This is a genomic window from Vibrio sp. CB1-5, from assembly GCF_059412285.1.
On sequence record NZ_JBJHPB010000002.1, the window covers coordinates 88,906 to 105,761 of the forward strand.

Sequence of the window (16,856 nt, forward strand, 5' to 3'; positions counted from 1 at the left end):
AGCATGAATTCTCCTATTAAACTTTTAGAAAAAAAGCTCGGCTATCAGTTCAATGATAGCGAGCTGCTGACGCTGGCGCTGACTCACCGCAGCGCCCACGGCAACCATAACGAACGACTAGAATTTCTGGGCGATTCAATTTTAAGTTTTGTCATTGCTGACGATCTTTACCATCGTTTTCCTAAGGTAAACGAAGGGGACATGAGTCGAATGCGTGCCACCTTGGTTAGAGGTAACACTCTGGCTGAGCTAGGGCGTGAATTCGTCTTGGGAGATTACTTAAAATTAGGTCCAGGCGAGCTGAAAAGTGGCGGATTCCGTCGTGATTCAATCTTGGCTGACGCTGTTGAAGCGATCATTGGCGCGATTTATCTTGATAGCGATGTCGAGACAGTTCGCGGCATCGTGCTGAGCTGGTATCAATCGCGTCTTGATGCGATCAAGCCTGGCGTGTCACAGAAAGATCCAAAAACTCGCCTGCAAGAGTTTCTCCAAGGTCGAAGAAAACCACTCCCTGTCTACACAGTGACTAATATTAAAGGGGAAGCGCATAACCAAGAGTTTACCGTTTCCTGTGAAGTAGCAGGTGTGGATAAGCCTGTTATCGGCAAAGGCACCAGCCGCCGCAAGGCAGAACAAGCGGCTGCGGAACTGGCTCTAGAGAAACTGACCAATGTCTGATAAACCAAATTCTGATCAAGAGTTCGATCTCGATGCGTACTTCGCTTCAACGAGCGACTCGGCAAGCGCGGCAACTCAAGAAAGCACCGGTGAGCAACACTGTGGCTTTGTGGCTATCGTGGGTCGTCCTAACGTCGGTAAATCGACGCTGCTTAACCGCATTCTAGGACAAAAGATCTCGATCACCTCACGTAAACCACAGACCACACGCCACCGTATCATGGGTGTAGACACTGAAGGTGACTACCAAGCGATCTATGTCGACACTCCGGGTCTGCACATCGAAGAGAAGCGTGCGATTAACCGTCTAATGAACCGCGCGGCAAACAGCTCTCTAAGTGATGTGAACTTGGTGCTATTCCTTGTTGATGGCACGCAGTGGACCGACGACGATGAAATGGTACTGAACAAGCTTCGTAAATCGGACTTTCCGGTTATCTTGTGTATCAACAAAGTAGATAACGTGAAAGATCGCAATGACGTGATGCTGCACATGCAAGAGATGACTAAGAAGATGGAATTTGTTGATGTAGTGCCAATTTCGGCGAAGCACGGCAAAAACATCGACGTGATTCGTCAGCATGTTCGTAACCACCTGCCTGAAGCGATTCATCACTTCCCAGAAGAGTATGTGACTGACCGTTCTCAACGTTTCATGGCGTCTGAAATCCTGCGTGAAAAGCTAATGCGATTCACCGGTGACGAACTACCTTACTCGGTAACGGTTGAGATTGAACGCTTCGATTACAACCCAGATACGGATGGTTTCCACATCAACGCGCTGATACTTGTAGAGCGTAGTGGCCAGAAGAAGATGGTGATTGGTAAAGGTGGTGAGAAGATCAAAACCATCGGCCGTGAAGCTCGTCTTGATATGGAAGAACTATTCGACCGTAAAGTGTATCTAGAGACCTGGGTAAAAGTGAAATCAGGTTGGGCTGACGATGAGCGTGCACTGCGCTCTCTAGGCTACATCGACGATATCGAAAACAAATAATACCGTAGATCAGAGTAGCGCTAGCTGCTCTGATCCCTTTTAGACAGAATATGACCTATGGATGGATTGCAACGCTGCTTTGTTTTGCATCGAAGACCTTACAGTGAATCGAGCTTAATACTCGATGTTTTCAGTGAGGAATATGGTCGTGTCACGCTGCTTTCCAAAGGCGCTCGAAGTAAGCGCTCGAATCTCAAAGGCGCTCTACAGCCTTTCACCCCATTATTGTTGAAGTGGTCCGGTAATGGCTCAATGAAAACATTGAGGCAAGCGGAAGCCATCAGTCTTGGTCTGCCGTTAACCGGTGTGAACCTCTATTCCGCCATGTACGTGAATGAGCTGATTGCTCGCGTGTTGGCAAGTGAAATCCCGTTTCCCGAATTATTTCACGACTATCTTCAAGCTTTAACAGAGCTCGCCCACAATACCAATCCTGAACCTGCTTTGCGGCGTTTTGAACTCGCTCTACTTTCTGCAATGGGATACGGTGTAGACTTCTTGCACTGTGCTGGTACCGGCGAACCTATAGATCCGACAATGACTTATCGTTATCGGGAGCAGAAGGGATTCATCGCGAGTGTGCGTAGAGACAATCTCACCTTTTTGGGTGAAGAGCTCATCGCCATCAGTGAGCGACGTTTCCTGAGTAAAACACAGTTACAAGCGGCAAAACGCTTTACACGCATAGCATTAAAGCCGTATCTTGGCGGAAAACCATTAAAAAGCAGGGAGCTGTTTCGAATGAAGCAGTCCTGATCATGGAGTAATCATCGATGAGTTCTATCCTTTTAGGTATCAATATTGACCATATCGCGACCCTACGTAATGCTCGCGGTACTAAGTATCCAGATCCAGTACACGCGGCAGAGATTGCTGAGCGTGCAGGCGCAGATGGCATCACGATTCACCTTCGTGAAGACCGTCGTCACATCCTAGATCGCGACGTGCGTATCCTGCGTGAAACGCTACAAACGCGTATGAACCTAGAAATGGCAGTTACCGATGAGATGATCGACATCGCCTTAAAAACTAAGCCTGAATTCGTGTGCCTAGTACCAGAGAAGCGTGAAGAGCTGACGACTGAAGGTGGTCTGGACGTCAAAGGTCAGTTTGAGAAGATTAAAGCCGCGACAGAGAAGCTAACGGCAGCAGGCATTAAAGTGTCACTGTTTATCGATGCTGATCGCGAGCAGATCGACGCGTCTAAAGCGGCAGGCGCGCCATTCATCGAGCTTCACACCGGTCACTATGCGGATGCAGAAACCGAAGAAGATCAACAAGACGAACTGAAGAAAATCGCGGCTGGCGCAAGCTACGCGGCCGACATCGGTATCACGGTTAACGCGGGCCACGGTCTGACTTACCACAACGTTGGTCCTATCGCGGCATTGCCAGAGATCTATGAGCTGAACATTGGCCATTCTATTATTGGTCGTTCCGTGTTTGATGGTCTGCATAAAGCGGTTGCTGACATGAAAGCTGTCATGGAAGCGGCGCGCCGCGGTTAATCCGAGCACGGTAAATAACGAGTAGAGGCGAGACTTAGTGGCAATCTTAGGACTTGGGACAGACATTGCGGAAATCGAACGTGTAGAAAAGGCGTTATCACGAACGGGTGAGGCGTTTGCTAAACGTATCTTGACTGACAATGAGCTGGTTCAGTTCCAGAGCCTAAAACAGCAAGGGCGCTTTCTCGCAAAGCGCTTTGCGGTAAAAGAAGCCGCCTCTAAAGCGCTCGGTACCGGTATTGCCCACGGCGTGACATTTCACGACTTTGAAGTGTCCAACGATGAACACGGTAAGCCTATCCTAACGCTCAATAAAAAAGCCGCACAAATTGCGGCTTCTATGGGGGTGGTTTCTAACCACCTCTCTATTTCTGATGAGCGACACTACGCAGTAGCAACCGTCATCCTAGAAAGCTAAATTACCCCAAGGACCAAGGACCAAGGACCAAGGACCTAGGCCCTAGGCCCCTTCGCCTTCCTTTCCTTTCAAATACAGCTCAGAACTCTCCAATACCTTCTCCATTTCGTCCTGCAGTTCAAACAGCTCAGGCTCAATGTCTTCCAGACTGTCACCGGCACGAAGGGCTTTCTCTATCGTCGCACAGATGGATTTTAGTCGTGGTACGCCGCAGTATGAGCAGCTGCCATGCAGCTTATGGATGAGATGGATCACTTGCTCCACGTCGTCAAAGCCATTGTCGAGTATGTCGTCGGCAAGCTCTGCCACTTCAGGGATAAAATCGACCAACATTTGCAGCATGTCGATGGCGAGATCTTCTTTATTAGCCGCTTGTTTAAGCGCTGCATTCCAGTCAATGACCTGCGAGGTTGGCTTTTCTACCACGATCGGTGGCGCTTCTGCCGCCGTGCTGACATCGGTGGGGGCGACGAAGTCTAAGCACGCTTCTGGCTCTGTAGGGCGCACTGGCACCCATTTGTTGAGTACCTGAAGTAGCATGGTTTCATCGATGGGTTTTGTGAGGTAATCATCCATGCCTTCTGAAAGTAGGCGATCTCGTTCACCACTCATTGCGTGAGCGGTGACCGCAACCACAGGTGTGGCAGCGTTTTGCTGAGTCTCTTTGATGAGCTTGCAAGCCGTCACACCATCCATTTGCGGCATCTGAATATCCATGAACACCATATCAAAATGCTGCTCTTGCGCTTTTTGCACCGCAGCCTGACCGCTGGTACAAGACACCACGGTTTCAACCCGCTCAGAGAGCAGCGCAGTGATGAGCTTAAGGTTGGCTGGGTTATCGTCCACCGCCATGACGTTGAGGTTGCGTTTTTCTGTTGAAATCACCTCGACCGCAGGCGCTAGCTGAGCAGGCTGTTTATCGACCAAAGATTGCAGCAGCTTTTTACGTGACAGCGGTTTGGTCAAACATTGCACTTGGTGCGTTTGCATCAGGTAATCTGACAGCGCCAATTGGGTACTAGCCGTACCTATGATGATGTTTGACGTCGATTGTTTGCATCGTGCGATCCAATCTTCGATGACGGCGAGCGGCACTTCTTCATTGGTCGGTAAGCAAACAATAATGTAGTCGAAGGACTCCACACGTTCAGGCAATGTAGAGCGGTAGGTTACCATCACGCCTTCGTTGGTGAGGGTTTGTTGCAGTACCGAGGCCGCTTGCATGTTCGGTTCAACCAGCAGCAGTCGTTTGTTGTTGATAACGGCTGGATCGATAGGGTCGAGCATTGGAATGTCGGTCGAGCTCAGTTTCACGGTAAACCAGAATGTCGAACCTTGGTGCAGGCGACTGGTGAGACTGATATCACCGCCCATTTGGCCAACCAATTTCTGGGTGATAACCAAGCCAAGGCCAGTACCGCCATAACGTCTCGAGATACTCGCATCCGCTTGACTAAACGCCTGGAACAGCTGCGCTTGTTGGCGCTCGGAAATACCGATACCGGTATCGCGAACCATAAATTGTAGCTCGACACGATCTTCTTTGCTGCTCTTTAGCTCCACCGAAATGTCGATATTGCCGCGCTCGGTAAACTTAATCGAGTTGCCGACTAGGTTGGTGAGGATCTGTTGAATACGCAGCGGGTCACCGACTAAGCCGCTTGGGATCTTAGGATCCACTTTCAGCGTCAGCTCTAGGCCTTTCTCATGGGCACTGGTGGCTTGCAGGGCAACCACTTCATCTAAGCTGTCTTGGAACTCAAACGGGATGTTTTCCAGCGCCAGTTTGCCTGCCTCAAGCTTAGAGAAGTCGAGGATATCGTTGATGATGTTAAGCAGGTTGTTGGCCGACTTTTCGATAGTTTGTAGGTAATCGGTCTGACTGTTGGTGAGTTGGGTTTTCAGCATCTGACGGGTAAAGCCAATGACACCGTTAAGCGGGGTACGTAGCTCGTGAGACATGTTCGCTAAGAATTCGGACTTCACGCGAGCGGCTTCTTGAGCGCGCTTTTTAGCGATGTCGAGCTCGACGTTCTGGATTTCTAGCTGCTCAAGTGTCTCACGAAGGTCGGAAGTGGCTTGGTCGATACTGTGCTGCATCTCCACGTGGTATTCAGACAGTGATACCGCCATGGCGTTGATACCGTTTTTTAGTGAGTCGAGCTCACCGTGCATTTTGCCTTCAATTCGCACATCCAGATGACCACGGCGGATACGATCCACCATGTTTTTCATGTGTGAGATAGGGCGAGTCACGTCATACATCAAACGGTAGGCAAAGATGCCGGACAGAATAAGCCCGAGCACTAAGACCAAGATAGCCGAGAAGACTTCCTGGTATTGCTGCAATCGCAGCGAAGACAAGTCGAGTTCAATCGCGACATAGCCAAGCATTTGGCTGGTCGAGTTTATCTCTCGAGTATCCGTCGCGAGTTGGCTCTCAGCAATGACTGGCGCTCTTAGAATTAAGGTATTGTCGCTAAATTCAGACGAGCTAAGGAACGGGATAGGTTTGTCTTTAGGAAACGTTAGCGTGTCGAAATTTGGATGAAAGTTGGAGGTAACAAACAGCTCATGGGAAGCATCGAAGACGGCGATACTGCGAACAAACTTGGAGTTTTTGCGGTGCGCGTAACTAATAAGGCGCCTGACCGACTCTCGGTTTTGATTCACAAGCCCTTGCTCACTGGCAATCGCTAGCGGTTCTATAATACTTGAACCAGCATTCAGTACCTGTGATTCAAGGTCGTGATAACGGTTATATGAGAAAAAGGCACTAAGAAGAAGACCGATGATCAGGGTCGGTGCCAAGGTTAATGTGATTACGCGAGCGCGCAGGCCGTATCTGGTCATGTTAATTCGACATCATTATTTACCAACAGAGTGTCATCTGATGGGGGGATATGGGACAATACCCAGTATTGCATCCTCAAGATGACGTAAGCTTAATCAAAGCAGCGCTGTTCGACAATCATTCAGACTCAGAATAGTGAAACTCTAACAATATTTTATAGGCGCAAAGCATTAATGCTTTGCCTTGGAATTGGTCATGGCACGTTTTTTTAAACCAACAAAGAAAACCTCTTTCTCCAAAAAGCACCAAGAAGTGCAGATTGAACGCATGGATCACCACGGTGCCGGTATCGGCTATCTCAACAAAAAACCGGTGTTTGTTGAGGGCGCGCTGGCGGATGAAAAGGTGTTGGTGCAACTGACCGAGAGCAAAGCCAAGTTTGCTAAAGCTAATCTCATCAAAATCCTTGAGCCCGCAGAACAGCGCGTTGAGCCATTTTGCCCGCATTACAACGAGTGTGGCGGTTGTAACCAACAACACCTTGAGCGCGAAGCACAAATCGCCAACAAAGAGCGCGTGTTGTCGCAGCTGATGACTAAGTTTGCTGGCCAAACTCTGGATTTGTCGCCGTCGATTACTAGCGAAGGGCTGGGCTATCGTCGCCGAGCAAGGCTCAGTATCCAACTCGATAAGCAGCGCGGTCTAGTGATGGGCTTTCGCCGTAAGCAGAGCAATCAGATTGTCGATGTCGACCATTGCCCTGTGCTGGATGACAAACTCAATGCTTTGATCCCTCCGCTACGTCGCATTTTTGCTGACTTCAAGCAGCCAGCGATGTTGGGACACCTTGAACTTGTGCTTGGTGACGCTGAGCCAGTGGCGGTCATTCGCCATACCAAGCCTTTAAGTGATAAAGACCAAACGCGTTTAATAGAGTTTGCTGAGCAAACCGGCGTGACGCTCTACTTTATGCCAGAAGCGAATCAGCTCGATAGAGTCGTTGGCGAGCAGCCGTTTTATGGCGAAGTAGGCGTAAAGCTGCCATTTTTGCCATCGCACTTTATTCAAGTTAACCAAGCGATCAATGCGCGTATGGTGGCTCAAGCGCTTGAATGGCTGGCACCAGAGGCAACTGATCGTGTACTAGACCTCTTCTGTGGCCTTGGCAACTTTACCTTGCCGCTTGCGAAGCAAAGCGCGCATGTGGTTGGTGTTGAAGGGGTGCAAGACATGGTCGATTGGGCGGCGGACAACGCGAAACTAAATGGCCTTTCGAATGTCGAATTCTATCAGGCGAATTTGGAACAAGAGCTGTCGCAGCAGCCTTGGGCATCACAGCAGTTTGATAAGATTTTGTTAGACCCAGCGAGAGCGGGGGCGAGCGGCGTGATCGACCAAGTTTCCGCACTAGGTGCGACACGTGTCCTTTATGTTTCTTGCAATCCTGCTACCCTTGCGAGAGACAGTCAGAGCCTAATTGCACAGGGCTACACAATGACTCGTTTGGGTATGATGGATATGTTCCCTCATACCAGTCATCTTGAGTCGATGGCGTTGTTTGAAAAATAGCGCAGATGTCATAGTAATAACGCTAACTGGGATAGGTTAGTGAACCAATAAACTAGGAAGAAAAAGAAATGGTTGCGGTAAGAAGCGCGCATTTGAACCCAGAAGAGCAATTCAATTTGGATAATTGGATTGCATCACTTAAGCAAGATAAAAACACCTCGAAGCGATTGAAAGACGTATATCGTCAGTGCGAGGAAATTGTTGCCGATAGTGAGCAAGGGGCCTTGCTGTTGTGGCGCGGGAGAGAGATGAATGAAATCCTCATTACCCTGTCTATGGATAAAGCGACGCTAGTAGCGGCGCAGTTGTATCCAGTAGTTTCTAGTGGTCTTTACGATCGTGAGCTACTAGAGGAAAACTACGGCAAAGAAATCATCAAACTGATCGATGGCGTAGAAGAAATGGCCGCCATCGGTCAGCTTAATGTCACCCTTGAAGACTCTGAAGCGTCGGGACAAGTCGATAACGTGCGCCGTATGCTACTTGCGATGGTAGACGACTTCCGCTGCGTGGTTATTAAGCTCGCAGAGCGTATTTGCAACCTACGTGAAGTCAAAGATGAGCCAGATGATGTGCGTCGTGCGGCTGCAAAAGAGTGTGCCAACATCTACGCGCCACTTGCCAACCGTCTTGGTATCGGTCAGCTCAAGTGGGAAATCGAAGACTACGCCTTTCGCTACCAGCAGCCAGATACCTACAAACAAATTGCTAAGCAGCTCTCCGAGCGTCGTATCGTCCGTGAGCAATACATCAAAGACTTTGTTGATGATCTAACGAGTGAGATGCAAGTCTCTAGCATCTTGGCTGAAGTGAGTGGTCGTCCAAAGCATATCTACAGTATCTGGCGCAAGATGCAGAAGAAAAGTCTGGATTTTGATGAGCTGTTTGACGTACGTGCAGTGCGAATTATTGCCGAACGTTTGCAAGACTGTTACGCGGCTCTGGGTATCGTGCACACCAAGTATAAGCACTTGCCTAGCGAGTTTGACGATTACGTCGCTAACCCAAAACCGAATGGTTACCAATCGATCCATACCGTGATCTTGGGACCAGAAGGCAAAACTATTGAAATCCAGATCCGTACTAAACAAATGCACGAAGACTCCGAGTTGGGTGTTGCGGCGCACTGGAAGTATAAGGAAGGGGGAAGTGGTGGTCGTAGTGGTTACGATGAGAAGATCACTTGGCTGCGTAAACTACTCGATTGGCAAGAAGAGATGTCAGACTCTGGCGAGATGCTCGATGAGCTTCGCAGTCAGGTATTTGATGATCGCGTCTATGCGTTTACTCCGCGAGGCGATGTAGTCGACCTTCCTATGGGCGCGACGCCGCTTGATTTTGCTTATCACATTCACTCTGAAGTGGGACACCGTTGTATTGGCGCTAAAGTAGCTGGACGCATTGTTCCTTTCACTCACAAGCTCGCAATGGGTGATCAGGTTGAAATCATCACGGCGAAAGAGCCAAACCCATCTCGTGACTGGCTCAATCCGTCAACGGGCTTTGTGCATTCTGGTCGAGCTCGCGCGAAGATCAATGCGTGGTTTAGAAAGCAAAGCCGCGAGAAGAATTTAGAAGCGGGTCGTGAGATCCTTGAGGCGGAACTGGTGAAAATCGGCGCTACGCTTAAAGATGCTGAGCAGTACGCACTGAAACGTTTCAACGTAAACTCTGCGGACGAGCTATATGTCGGTATCGGCAGTGGCGATCTCCGTATCAACCAGATCATTAACCACATCAACGCCTTGGTAAACAAGCCAACCGCGGAAGAAGAAGATCAGCAAGCGCTCGAGAAACTGCAAGAGTCAGAGAATAAAGCGCCAGCGCAAAGTCGTCCGCATAAAGATGCGGTAGTCGTGGAAGGTGTCGATAATTTGATGACTCACCTAGCGCGCTGTTGTCAGCCGATCCCAGGAGATCAGATCAAAGGTTACATTACCCAAGGGCGAGGCATCTCAGTACACCGCGCCGACTGTGAGCAGCTAGAAGAGCTCAGTCACCACGCGCCAGAGCGTATCATTGATACGGTGTGGGGCAGTGGGTTTGTCGGTTCATATATCTTGACGATTCGCGTCGAGGCGATGGAGCGCGGTGGTCTGTTAAAAGACATCACGGCTTTGCTGACCAACGAAAAAATCAAGGTGACCACCATGAAGAGTCGCAGTGATTACAAGCGTCAATTGTCTATCATGGACTTTGATCTGGAAGTGAACAATATTGAGGTGTTGTCACGCGTGACTAAGCGTATTGAGCAGATTAAAGATGTGATGAATGTGAAGCGCTTAGGCTAAACATCCAAAGGATGTGAAGATAATTTACAAGGGCGAGTGCTACCACACTCGCCCTTTTCGTAACCAGGAACCCAACATGACTCAACCCATAGACCAACTCCTTGCCATCATGGCGCAGCTTCGCGACGAAGAAAAAGGCTGCCCATGGGACAGAAAACAAACCTTCGAAACCATAGTGCCTCACACCATCGAAGAAACCTTTGAGGTGGTGGATGCTATCCACAATAAAGACTGGCCGAACCTAAAAGAAGAGCTGGGCGACTTACTGTTTCAAGTCATCTTCTATAGTCAAATGGCCAAAGAGCAGGGGCTGTTTGATTTTAATGAGGTAGTAGAAGGGCTTAACGAGAAGCTCACACGCCGCCACCCGCACGTTTTTTCTGACGTTGAGTTTGAAGATGAAGCGGCGATCAATGCCAACTGGGAGGTTGAGAAACAGAAGGAAAAAGCGCAACTAGGCAAAACCGCGCAAAGTATTCTAGACTCAATACCACAGTCGCTTCCTGCGCTTTCTAAAGCCAACAAAATACAGAAACGTTGCGCAAAATTTGGCTTCGATTGGGATGCACTTGGGCCGGTGGTCGAGAAGGTTCAAGAGGAGATTGAAGAAGTCGTTGAAGAAGCGATTCAAGTCGATGTAAACGAAGATAAACTGGAAGAAGAAGTGGGCGATCTTTTGTTTGCAGCAGTGAATCTTGCGCGCCATTTGAAGAAAGATCCTGAAGTGGCGCTAAGAAAAGCCAACGACAAATTTTCTCGCCGATTTAAGGGTGTAGAAACGCGTGCTGCGGGTGAAGGTAAGTTACTGACAGACTTTAGTCTTCAAGAGCTGGATGCGTTTTGGAATGATGTAAAAAAACAAGAAAACTGCTCGGATTTGTGAACGGCTTCTCACTGGTGTACGTTTCTACTATTGATTTGAAGCAAAAAATAAAAATTTTGAATGTGATAAGTTTCACGTTGTGGCGGTAATGGGCTTCTGGTATATTTGCATCCCGTCCAGAAGAAATCCATTTTCCCTCATTCAACCAACTTCAGGTTAAACATGACGACAAATTATATTTTTGTTACTGGCGGGGTAGTATCCTCTCTAGGTAAAGGTATTGCAGCAGCATCTCTTGCAGCAATTTTAGAAGCACGTGGTCTTAAAGTGACCATGATGAAGCTTGACCCTTACATCAACGTTGATCCGGGCACAATGAGCCCAACTCAGCACGGTGAAGTGTTTGTCACGGAAGATGGCGCTGAAACTGACCTGGACCTTGGTCACTACGAGCGTTTCATCCGTACCAAGATGACAAAACGCAACAACTTTACTGCTGGTCGTGTTTACGCTGACGTTCTACGTAAAGAGCGTCGTGGTGACTACCTAGGTGCGACTATTCAGGTTATCCCACACATCACAAACGCTATTAAAGATCGTGTCATTGCTGGCTCTGAAGGCCACGACGTTGCGATCGTTGAAGTTGGTGGCACAGTTGGTGATATCGAATCTCTACCATTTATGGAAGCAATCCGTCAGCTAGCGGTTGAGCTTGGTCGTGAGCGTGCAATGTTCATGCACCTGACTCTAGTTCCTTACCTAGCGGCTGCAGGCGAAGTGAAAACTAAGCCAACGCAACACTCGGTGAAAGAGCTTCTATCTATCGGTATCCAACCAGATATTCTTGTTTGTCGTAGTGATCGTGCGATCCCTGCAAACGAGCGTAAGAAGATTGCTCTGTTCTGTAACGTACAAGAGAAAGCGGTAATCTCAATGAAGGACGTAGATTCTATCTACAAGATCCCTCAGTTGATTAAAGCACAAGGTCTTGACGATCTTGTTTGTACTCGCTTTGGTATCACCGCTCCAGAAGCAGACCTATCTGAGTGGGAACAGGTTATCTACGAAGAAGCGAACCCAACAGCAGACGTTGTTATTGGTATGGTTGGTAAGTACATTGAGCTTCCAGATGCGTACAAATCGGTAAATGAAGCGCTTAAGCACGCGGGTCTTAAGAACCGTCTGAACGTGAAGATCAAGTACGTTGACTCACAAGATGTTGAGAGCAAAGGCGAAGAAGCACTAGCAGGTCTAGACGCTATTCTTGTTCCAGGTGGCTTCGGTGACCGCGGTATTGAAGGTAAGATCCTTGCTGCGAAATACGCTCGTGAGAACAAAGTACCTTATCTAGGTATCTGTCTAGGGATGCAAGTTGCGCTTATTGAATACGCTCGTAACGTAGCGGGTATGGAAGGCGCACATTCAACAGAATTTAACAAAGAGACGAAATACCCTGTGGTAGGCTTGATCACAGAGTGGGTTGATGGTGAAGGTAAAGTTGAAGAACGTACTGAAACCTCTGATCTTGGCGGTACAATGCGTCTAGGTTCCCAGCTATGTCACCTTGAAAAAGGAACGAAAGCGTACGAACTATACGGCAATGCGAAGATCCACGAACGTCACCGTCACCGCTATGAAGTGAACAACGTACTTCGTCCTCAGATTGAAAAAGCAGGTCTAAAAGTTTCTGGTCTATCAGCAGACAAGAAACTGGTTGAAGTGATCGAGAACCCAGCACACCCATGGTTTGTTGCTGCGCAGTTCCACCCAGAATTCACTTCAACACCACGCGATGGTCACCCACTGTTCTCTGGCTTTGTTAAGGCAGCAGGTGAGTACCAGCGCGGTACTGAAGAAAAGTAAAAAGGATACGGGCGGCAGCGAAGGTTGTGCGGCTGCCCTAAATTTGACATTTATATTTAATGAGAGGAAACATTAATGTCTAAGATCGTTAAAGTTCTAGGTCGTGAAATCATCGACTCACGTGGTAACCCAACTGTTGAAGCTGAAGTACACCTAGAAGGCGGTTTCGTAGGTATGGCTGCGGCTCCATCTGGCGCATCTACTGGTTCTCGCGAAGCTCTTGAGCTACGTGACGGCGACAAAGCACGTTTCCTAGGTAAAGGTGTTCTTAAAGCTGTTGAAGCTGTGAACGGTGCAATCGCTGAAGCTCTAGTTGGTAAAGACGCGAAAGCTCAAGCTGACGTTGACCAAGTAATGATCGACCTAGACGGTACTGAAAACAAGTCTAAGTTCGGCGCGAACGCTATCCTAGCGGTTTCTCTAGCAAACGCTAAAGCGGCTGCAGCGGCTAAAGGCATGCCTTTGTTCGAGCACATCGCTGAACTAAACGGTACTGCTGGTCAGTTCTCTATGCCTCTACCAATGATGAACATCATCAACGGTGGTGAGCACGCAGACAACAACGTTGACATCCAAGAGTTCATGATCCAACCAGTTGGTGCTAAGACTCTTAAAGAAGGTCTACGTGTAGGTGCTGAAGTATTCCACAACCTAGCTAAAGTTCTTAAGTCTAAAGGTTACAGCACTGCAGTTGGCGACGAAGGTGGTTTCGCTCCTAACCTTAAGTCTAACGCTGAAGCTCTAGAAGTTATCGCAGAAGCTGTTGCAGCTGCTGGTTACGAACTAGGTAAAGACGTGACTCTAGCTATGGACTGTGCAGCATCTGAGTTCTTCGACAAAGAAGCTGGCATCTACAACATGAAAGGCGAAGGTAAAACTTTCTCTTCTGAAGAGTTTAACCACTACCTAGCTGAGCTAGCGAACAACTTCCCAATCGTTTCTATCGAAGACGGTCTAGACGAGTCTGACTGGGATGGCTTCAAGCACCAAACTGAACTACTAGGTGACAAGCTTCAACTAGTAGGTGACGACCTATTCGTTACTAACACTAAGATCCTTGCTGAAGGTATCGAGAAAGGCGTAGCTAACTCTATCCTTATCAAGTTCAACCAAATCGGTTCTCTAACTGAGACTCTAGCTGCTATCAAGATGGCTAAAGACGCAGGTTACACAGCTGTAATCTCTCACCGTTCTGGCGAAACTGAAGATGCAACTATCGCTGACCTAGCGGTAGGTACAGCTGCAGGTCAAATCAAGACTGGTTCTATGAGCCGTTCTGACCGTGTTGCTAAGTACAACCAGCTAATTCGTATCGAAGAAGCTCTAGGTGAAAAAGCACCTTACAACGGTCTTAAAGAAGTTAAGGGTCAAGCTTAATCGCTGATTTTTAAGACTATTTAATGAAGCCGCTCTGAAAAGAGCGGCTTTTTTTGTACCTGATTTTTGTGAGTAGGTTAACTAAAATGGGTAACGGTGGAGTAACAGTATCCAGTATGTTACTTATGAATTAGCTCAGATGCGCTAAAGTGATAACAGTTCAATAAAACGTATCCCTACTTACTAGAGGAAAAGATCATGGCTAAAGTGACCAGCCCTACTACTACGTTTAACAACGAGTATTTCTCATTCATCGTTTCTGAATCTTGGAAGCACATCGGTGCTGACCAAACTCACGCAGATATCCTAGCGCACAACCTACTAGTAGGTGGCCTGCAAGGTAAACTACACCAAGGTCTTGGTGTAATCGAAGCGGTTACGATCCCTTACGAAGCTGGTATCCTAGATCCATCTACTACGCCGGAAATCGAGTCTGAAGGCGATACTTGGGCAGTTTACAACGGTAAGAAGTCTTCTGGTCACTATGTTTGTACTCTAATGGCACAAACAGCTATCGAGAAAGCTCGCAAGCACGGTATCTCTATCGTATTTGGTTACGACCACTGTGACGGCGGTAACTTCTCTAACTACACACAGATGGCAATGAAAGAAGGCATGTTCGCAATGTCTTCAAACAACTCTGTACCTCTAAACGCACCATTCGGCGGTATGGATCCAGCAATGTCTTGCCCTCCGTTCGATGCTGCACTAGTAGGCGGTGAAGAGCTACCTCTAGTAACGTCTATCATGATCGGTGAAGGTTACGACTCTCACATCTGTGATGCTATCGTAAATGACCGCGACCTACACGTTGCAGCTCTGGTTGACCAAGATACTGGTGAGCTAACGGCTGACGCGCGTAAATGGGGTTCTCTAATTGAAGGTTACGGCCGTGTTGCTGACTGTAAAGCACCATGGACGTTCCTAACGCCACGTCTTTACTCGCTAAACATCTGGAACGAAGTAATGACAGCAATCATCAACCCGAAAGGTAAGATTGCTCCTGAGCTTCCAGCAGTACCAAGTGATTTCTTCACTATGGAAGATGCGCCATGTCCAGTAGGTGGTTCTTACATCCTAGTTATCGACCCAAGCCACTTCGGCCCAATCGAAGAAGTGAAGCGTAAGAGCGACATGTTCGTTAAAGCAATCAAAGAAAACCGTCCACGCGCTGGCTTTGACAATGTTTACATCCCAGACGAGTGGGGCCTAAAAGCACTAGCAAACGCAACTGATGAGCACCAAGTAATGGACGCTCACTGGGACGGTTTCAAGTCTTTCCTAGAGCGTTCTGGCACTTCAATCGAAGAGCTAAACGCGAAGTGGGAAGCGAAAGTTGGCGCTGAGCGCGCTGCGGAAACTATCCGTAAATAATTGAAAATCATACGCACATGATTTTAAGCCCAGTCCTTTGGACTGGGTTTTTTTTGCTTGTAACCAACTGTTACTGGCTTAGTGAGATTGGTAGGGTTATTTTGAGGCGGACTGTCTGTATTGCTTTGGGCTACAGCCTTCAAACTTGTTGAACGCTCGAAAAAAGGGTGGTGCAGAGTGGTAGTTGAGTAGCTCTGCAATTTCAGCAATCGGCAGCGAGGAATTCGCCAAATACTCTTTGGCAAGCTGCATTCGGGTATCCAATACCAGCTGCTTAAAGGTGGTGTGTTCCGCTTCGAGTTTGCGTCTAAGCGTGCGAGAGGTCATGTTGAGGTCGTCTGCCACCATTTCCATGGTGGGTAAGCCATACTTCATTTGACTGAGTAGTTTAAAGCGAATTTGGTAGCTCAGCGGAGAGTCGAGGCTATTGTCGAGTCGCTGGCTTTGCACGGTGGCGATATGAGCAATGATCGCGGGTTGTAGCGTAATGTCATGGTGCACCCAATTGACGGGAAAGCGCAATTGATTGTTGTTGGCGTTAAAACTCAAGTTGTCGGTAAATATCTCTCGATACAATGGAGCGTAACTTGGCTCTTCGTAGGAAAAATCGACAAAAACATATTGAGATTTGAACAAGTCGCCAAGAAAATTTTTGAGTCCAAGGTAGTAGTGGCACAGAGACTCTTCAACATTGTAGTGCTGCGCAGAACGTCCTTCAGAGCGGTCAACAATGGTGATGTAAGCCCATTCGCTATCGTAGCCAATATGAATATCCACATAATCTTTGGTCACAAACGAAAATTGTAATCCGGTATCGAGCAACTGCTTAATATTTTGACAGTTGATCATCGCATAGCCCCAGGCGCCCATATCTTGCAGCTTGAGTCGCTTGGCGATGCGCAGCCCCAGTCCATCGATGTGCAGTTGGTTTACCGTTAGATTGATCAGTTGGTGCACCTGGGATACTTGGATTGGGTGGTAGTGCCCTTGATTGATACGCATGATGTCGGCTTTACGTAAAAACTGCTGAGCGTTGAAATCATGGCCTAGAGATTGGCGTACGATCGATTCCCAATGACCAATAATCGCCTGTAAAAAGTGCTGGTGGTTCAAAGAATACACAGATGTTGTCCCGAAATGTCACGTTGCTGTCCTGAA

At 48.1% G+C, this 16,856-nt stretch carries 13 protein-coding genes; 11 read left to right on the top strand and 2 right to left on the bottom strand.

Features of this window, described 5'->3' with window-relative positions:
- Positions 1-3: 3 nt before the first annotated feature.
- From rnc to acpS, 5 genes are read left to right on the top strand one after another with little or no spacing between them, the layout of a single operon-like run.
- Positions 4-681: a ribonuclease III gene (gene rnc / locus ACJB0T_RS01965; RefSeq protein WP_479291532.1), complete on the top strand. Its 678-nt coding sequence runs from the start codon at positions 4-6 to the stop codon at positions 679-681.
- Positions 674-1,678 carry a GTPase Era gene (gene era / locus ACJB0T_RS01970; protein ID WP_479291530.1) on the top strand — a complete coding sequence of 335 codons (1,005 nt, stop codon included), beginning with the start codon at positions 674-676 and terminating at the stop codon, positions 1,676-1,678. Before rnc ends, era begins: the two co-directional genes overlap by 8 nt.
- 57 nt (positions 1,679-1,735) lie before the next feature.
- Positions 1,736-2,434, top strand: coding sequence for a DNA repair protein RecO (gene recO, locus ACJB0T_RS01975; protein ID WP_042496265.1), 699 nt, complete (start codon positions 1,736-1,738; stop codon positions 2,432-2,434).
- Between the two features lie 17 nt (positions 2,435-2,451).
- Complete coding sequence (gene pdxJ, locus ACJB0T_RS01980) at positions 2,452-3,186, top strand: pyridoxine 5'-phosphate synthase (RefSeq protein WP_479291528.1); 735 nt, start codon at positions 2,452-2,454, stop codon at positions 3,184-3,186.
- Positions 3,187-3,223: 37 nt separating this feature from the next.
- Positions 3,224-3,604 carry a holo-ACP synthase gene (gene acpS, locus ACJB0T_RS01985; RefSeq protein WP_479291526.1) on the top strand — a complete coding sequence of 127 codons (381 nt, stop codon included), beginning with the start codon at positions 3,224-3,226 and terminating at the stop codon, positions 3,602-3,604.
- A gap of 42 nt (positions 3,605-3,646) precedes the next feature.
- Here the strand turns inward: acpS and barA are convergent, their stop codons facing one another.
- Entirely contained in the window at positions 3,647-6,460 is a 2,814-nt protein-coding gene (gene barA / locus ACJB0T_RS01990) for a two-component sensor histidine kinase BarA (protein WP_479291524.1), read from the bottom strand.
- A 196-nt stretch (positions 6,461-6,656) separates the two neighbouring features.
- Between barA and rlmD the strand changes: the two genes are divergently transcribed.
- The 6 genes from rlmD to ACJB0T_RS02020 all read left to right on the top strand — a co-directional run bounded on the left by rlmD (position 6,657) and on the right by ACJB0T_RS02020 (position 15,698).
- Positions 6,657-7,970, top strand: coding sequence for a 23S rRNA (uracil(1939)-C(5))-methyltransferase RlmD (rlmD, locus tag ACJB0T_RS01995; RefSeq protein WP_479291522.1), 1,314 nt, complete (start codon positions 6,657-6,659; stop codon positions 7,968-7,970).
- 68 nt (positions 7,971-8,038) lie between these two features.
- Positions 8,039-10,261, top strand: a complete 2,223-nt coding sequence (gene relA, locus ACJB0T_RS02000; protein WP_479291520.1) for a GTP diphosphokinase — start codon at positions 8,039-8,041, stop codon at positions 10,259-10,261.
- A 76-nt stretch (positions 10,262-10,337) separates the two neighbouring features.
- Positions 10,338-11,144 (top strand): nucleoside triphosphate pyrophosphohydrolase, encoded by an 807-nt coding sequence (mazG, locus tag ACJB0T_RS02005; RefSeq protein WP_479291518.1) that lies wholly within the window; start codon positions 10,338-10,340, stop codon positions 11,142-11,144.
- A gap of 162 nt (positions 11,145-11,306) precedes the next feature.
- A complete protein-coding gene (gene pyrG / locus ACJB0T_RS02010; RefSeq protein ID WP_353497135.1) occupies positions 11,307-12,947 on the top strand; it encodes a CTP synthase in 1,641 nt (546 codons plus the stop codon).
- 75 nt (positions 12,948-13,022) lie between these two features.
- The gene (gene eno, locus ACJB0T_RS02015; protein ID WP_353497134.1) at positions 13,023-14,324 is read left to right on the top strand and encodes a phosphopyruvate hydratase; all 1,302 of its coding nucleotides are present in this window, start codon (positions 13,023-13,025) and stop codon (positions 14,322-14,324) included.
- A 198-nt stretch (positions 14,325-14,522) separates the two neighbouring features.
- The gene (locus ACJB0T_RS02020; protein ID WP_353497133.1) at positions 14,523-15,698 is read left to right on the top strand and encodes an Ldh family oxidoreductase; all 1,176 of its coding nucleotides are present in this window, start codon (positions 14,523-14,525) and stop codon (positions 15,696-15,698) included.
- 96 nt (positions 15,699-15,794) lie between these two features.
- On the opposite strand, the gene ACJB0T_RS02025 is transcribed toward ACJB0T_RS02020, so the two are convergent.
- Positions 15,795-16,820: a helix-turn-helix transcriptional regulator gene (locus ACJB0T_RS02025; RefSeq protein WP_479291515.1), complete on the bottom strand. Its 1,026-nt coding sequence runs from the start codon at positions 16,818-16,820 to the stop codon at positions 15,795-15,797.
- Positions 16,821-16,856 lie beyond the last annotated feature (36 nt).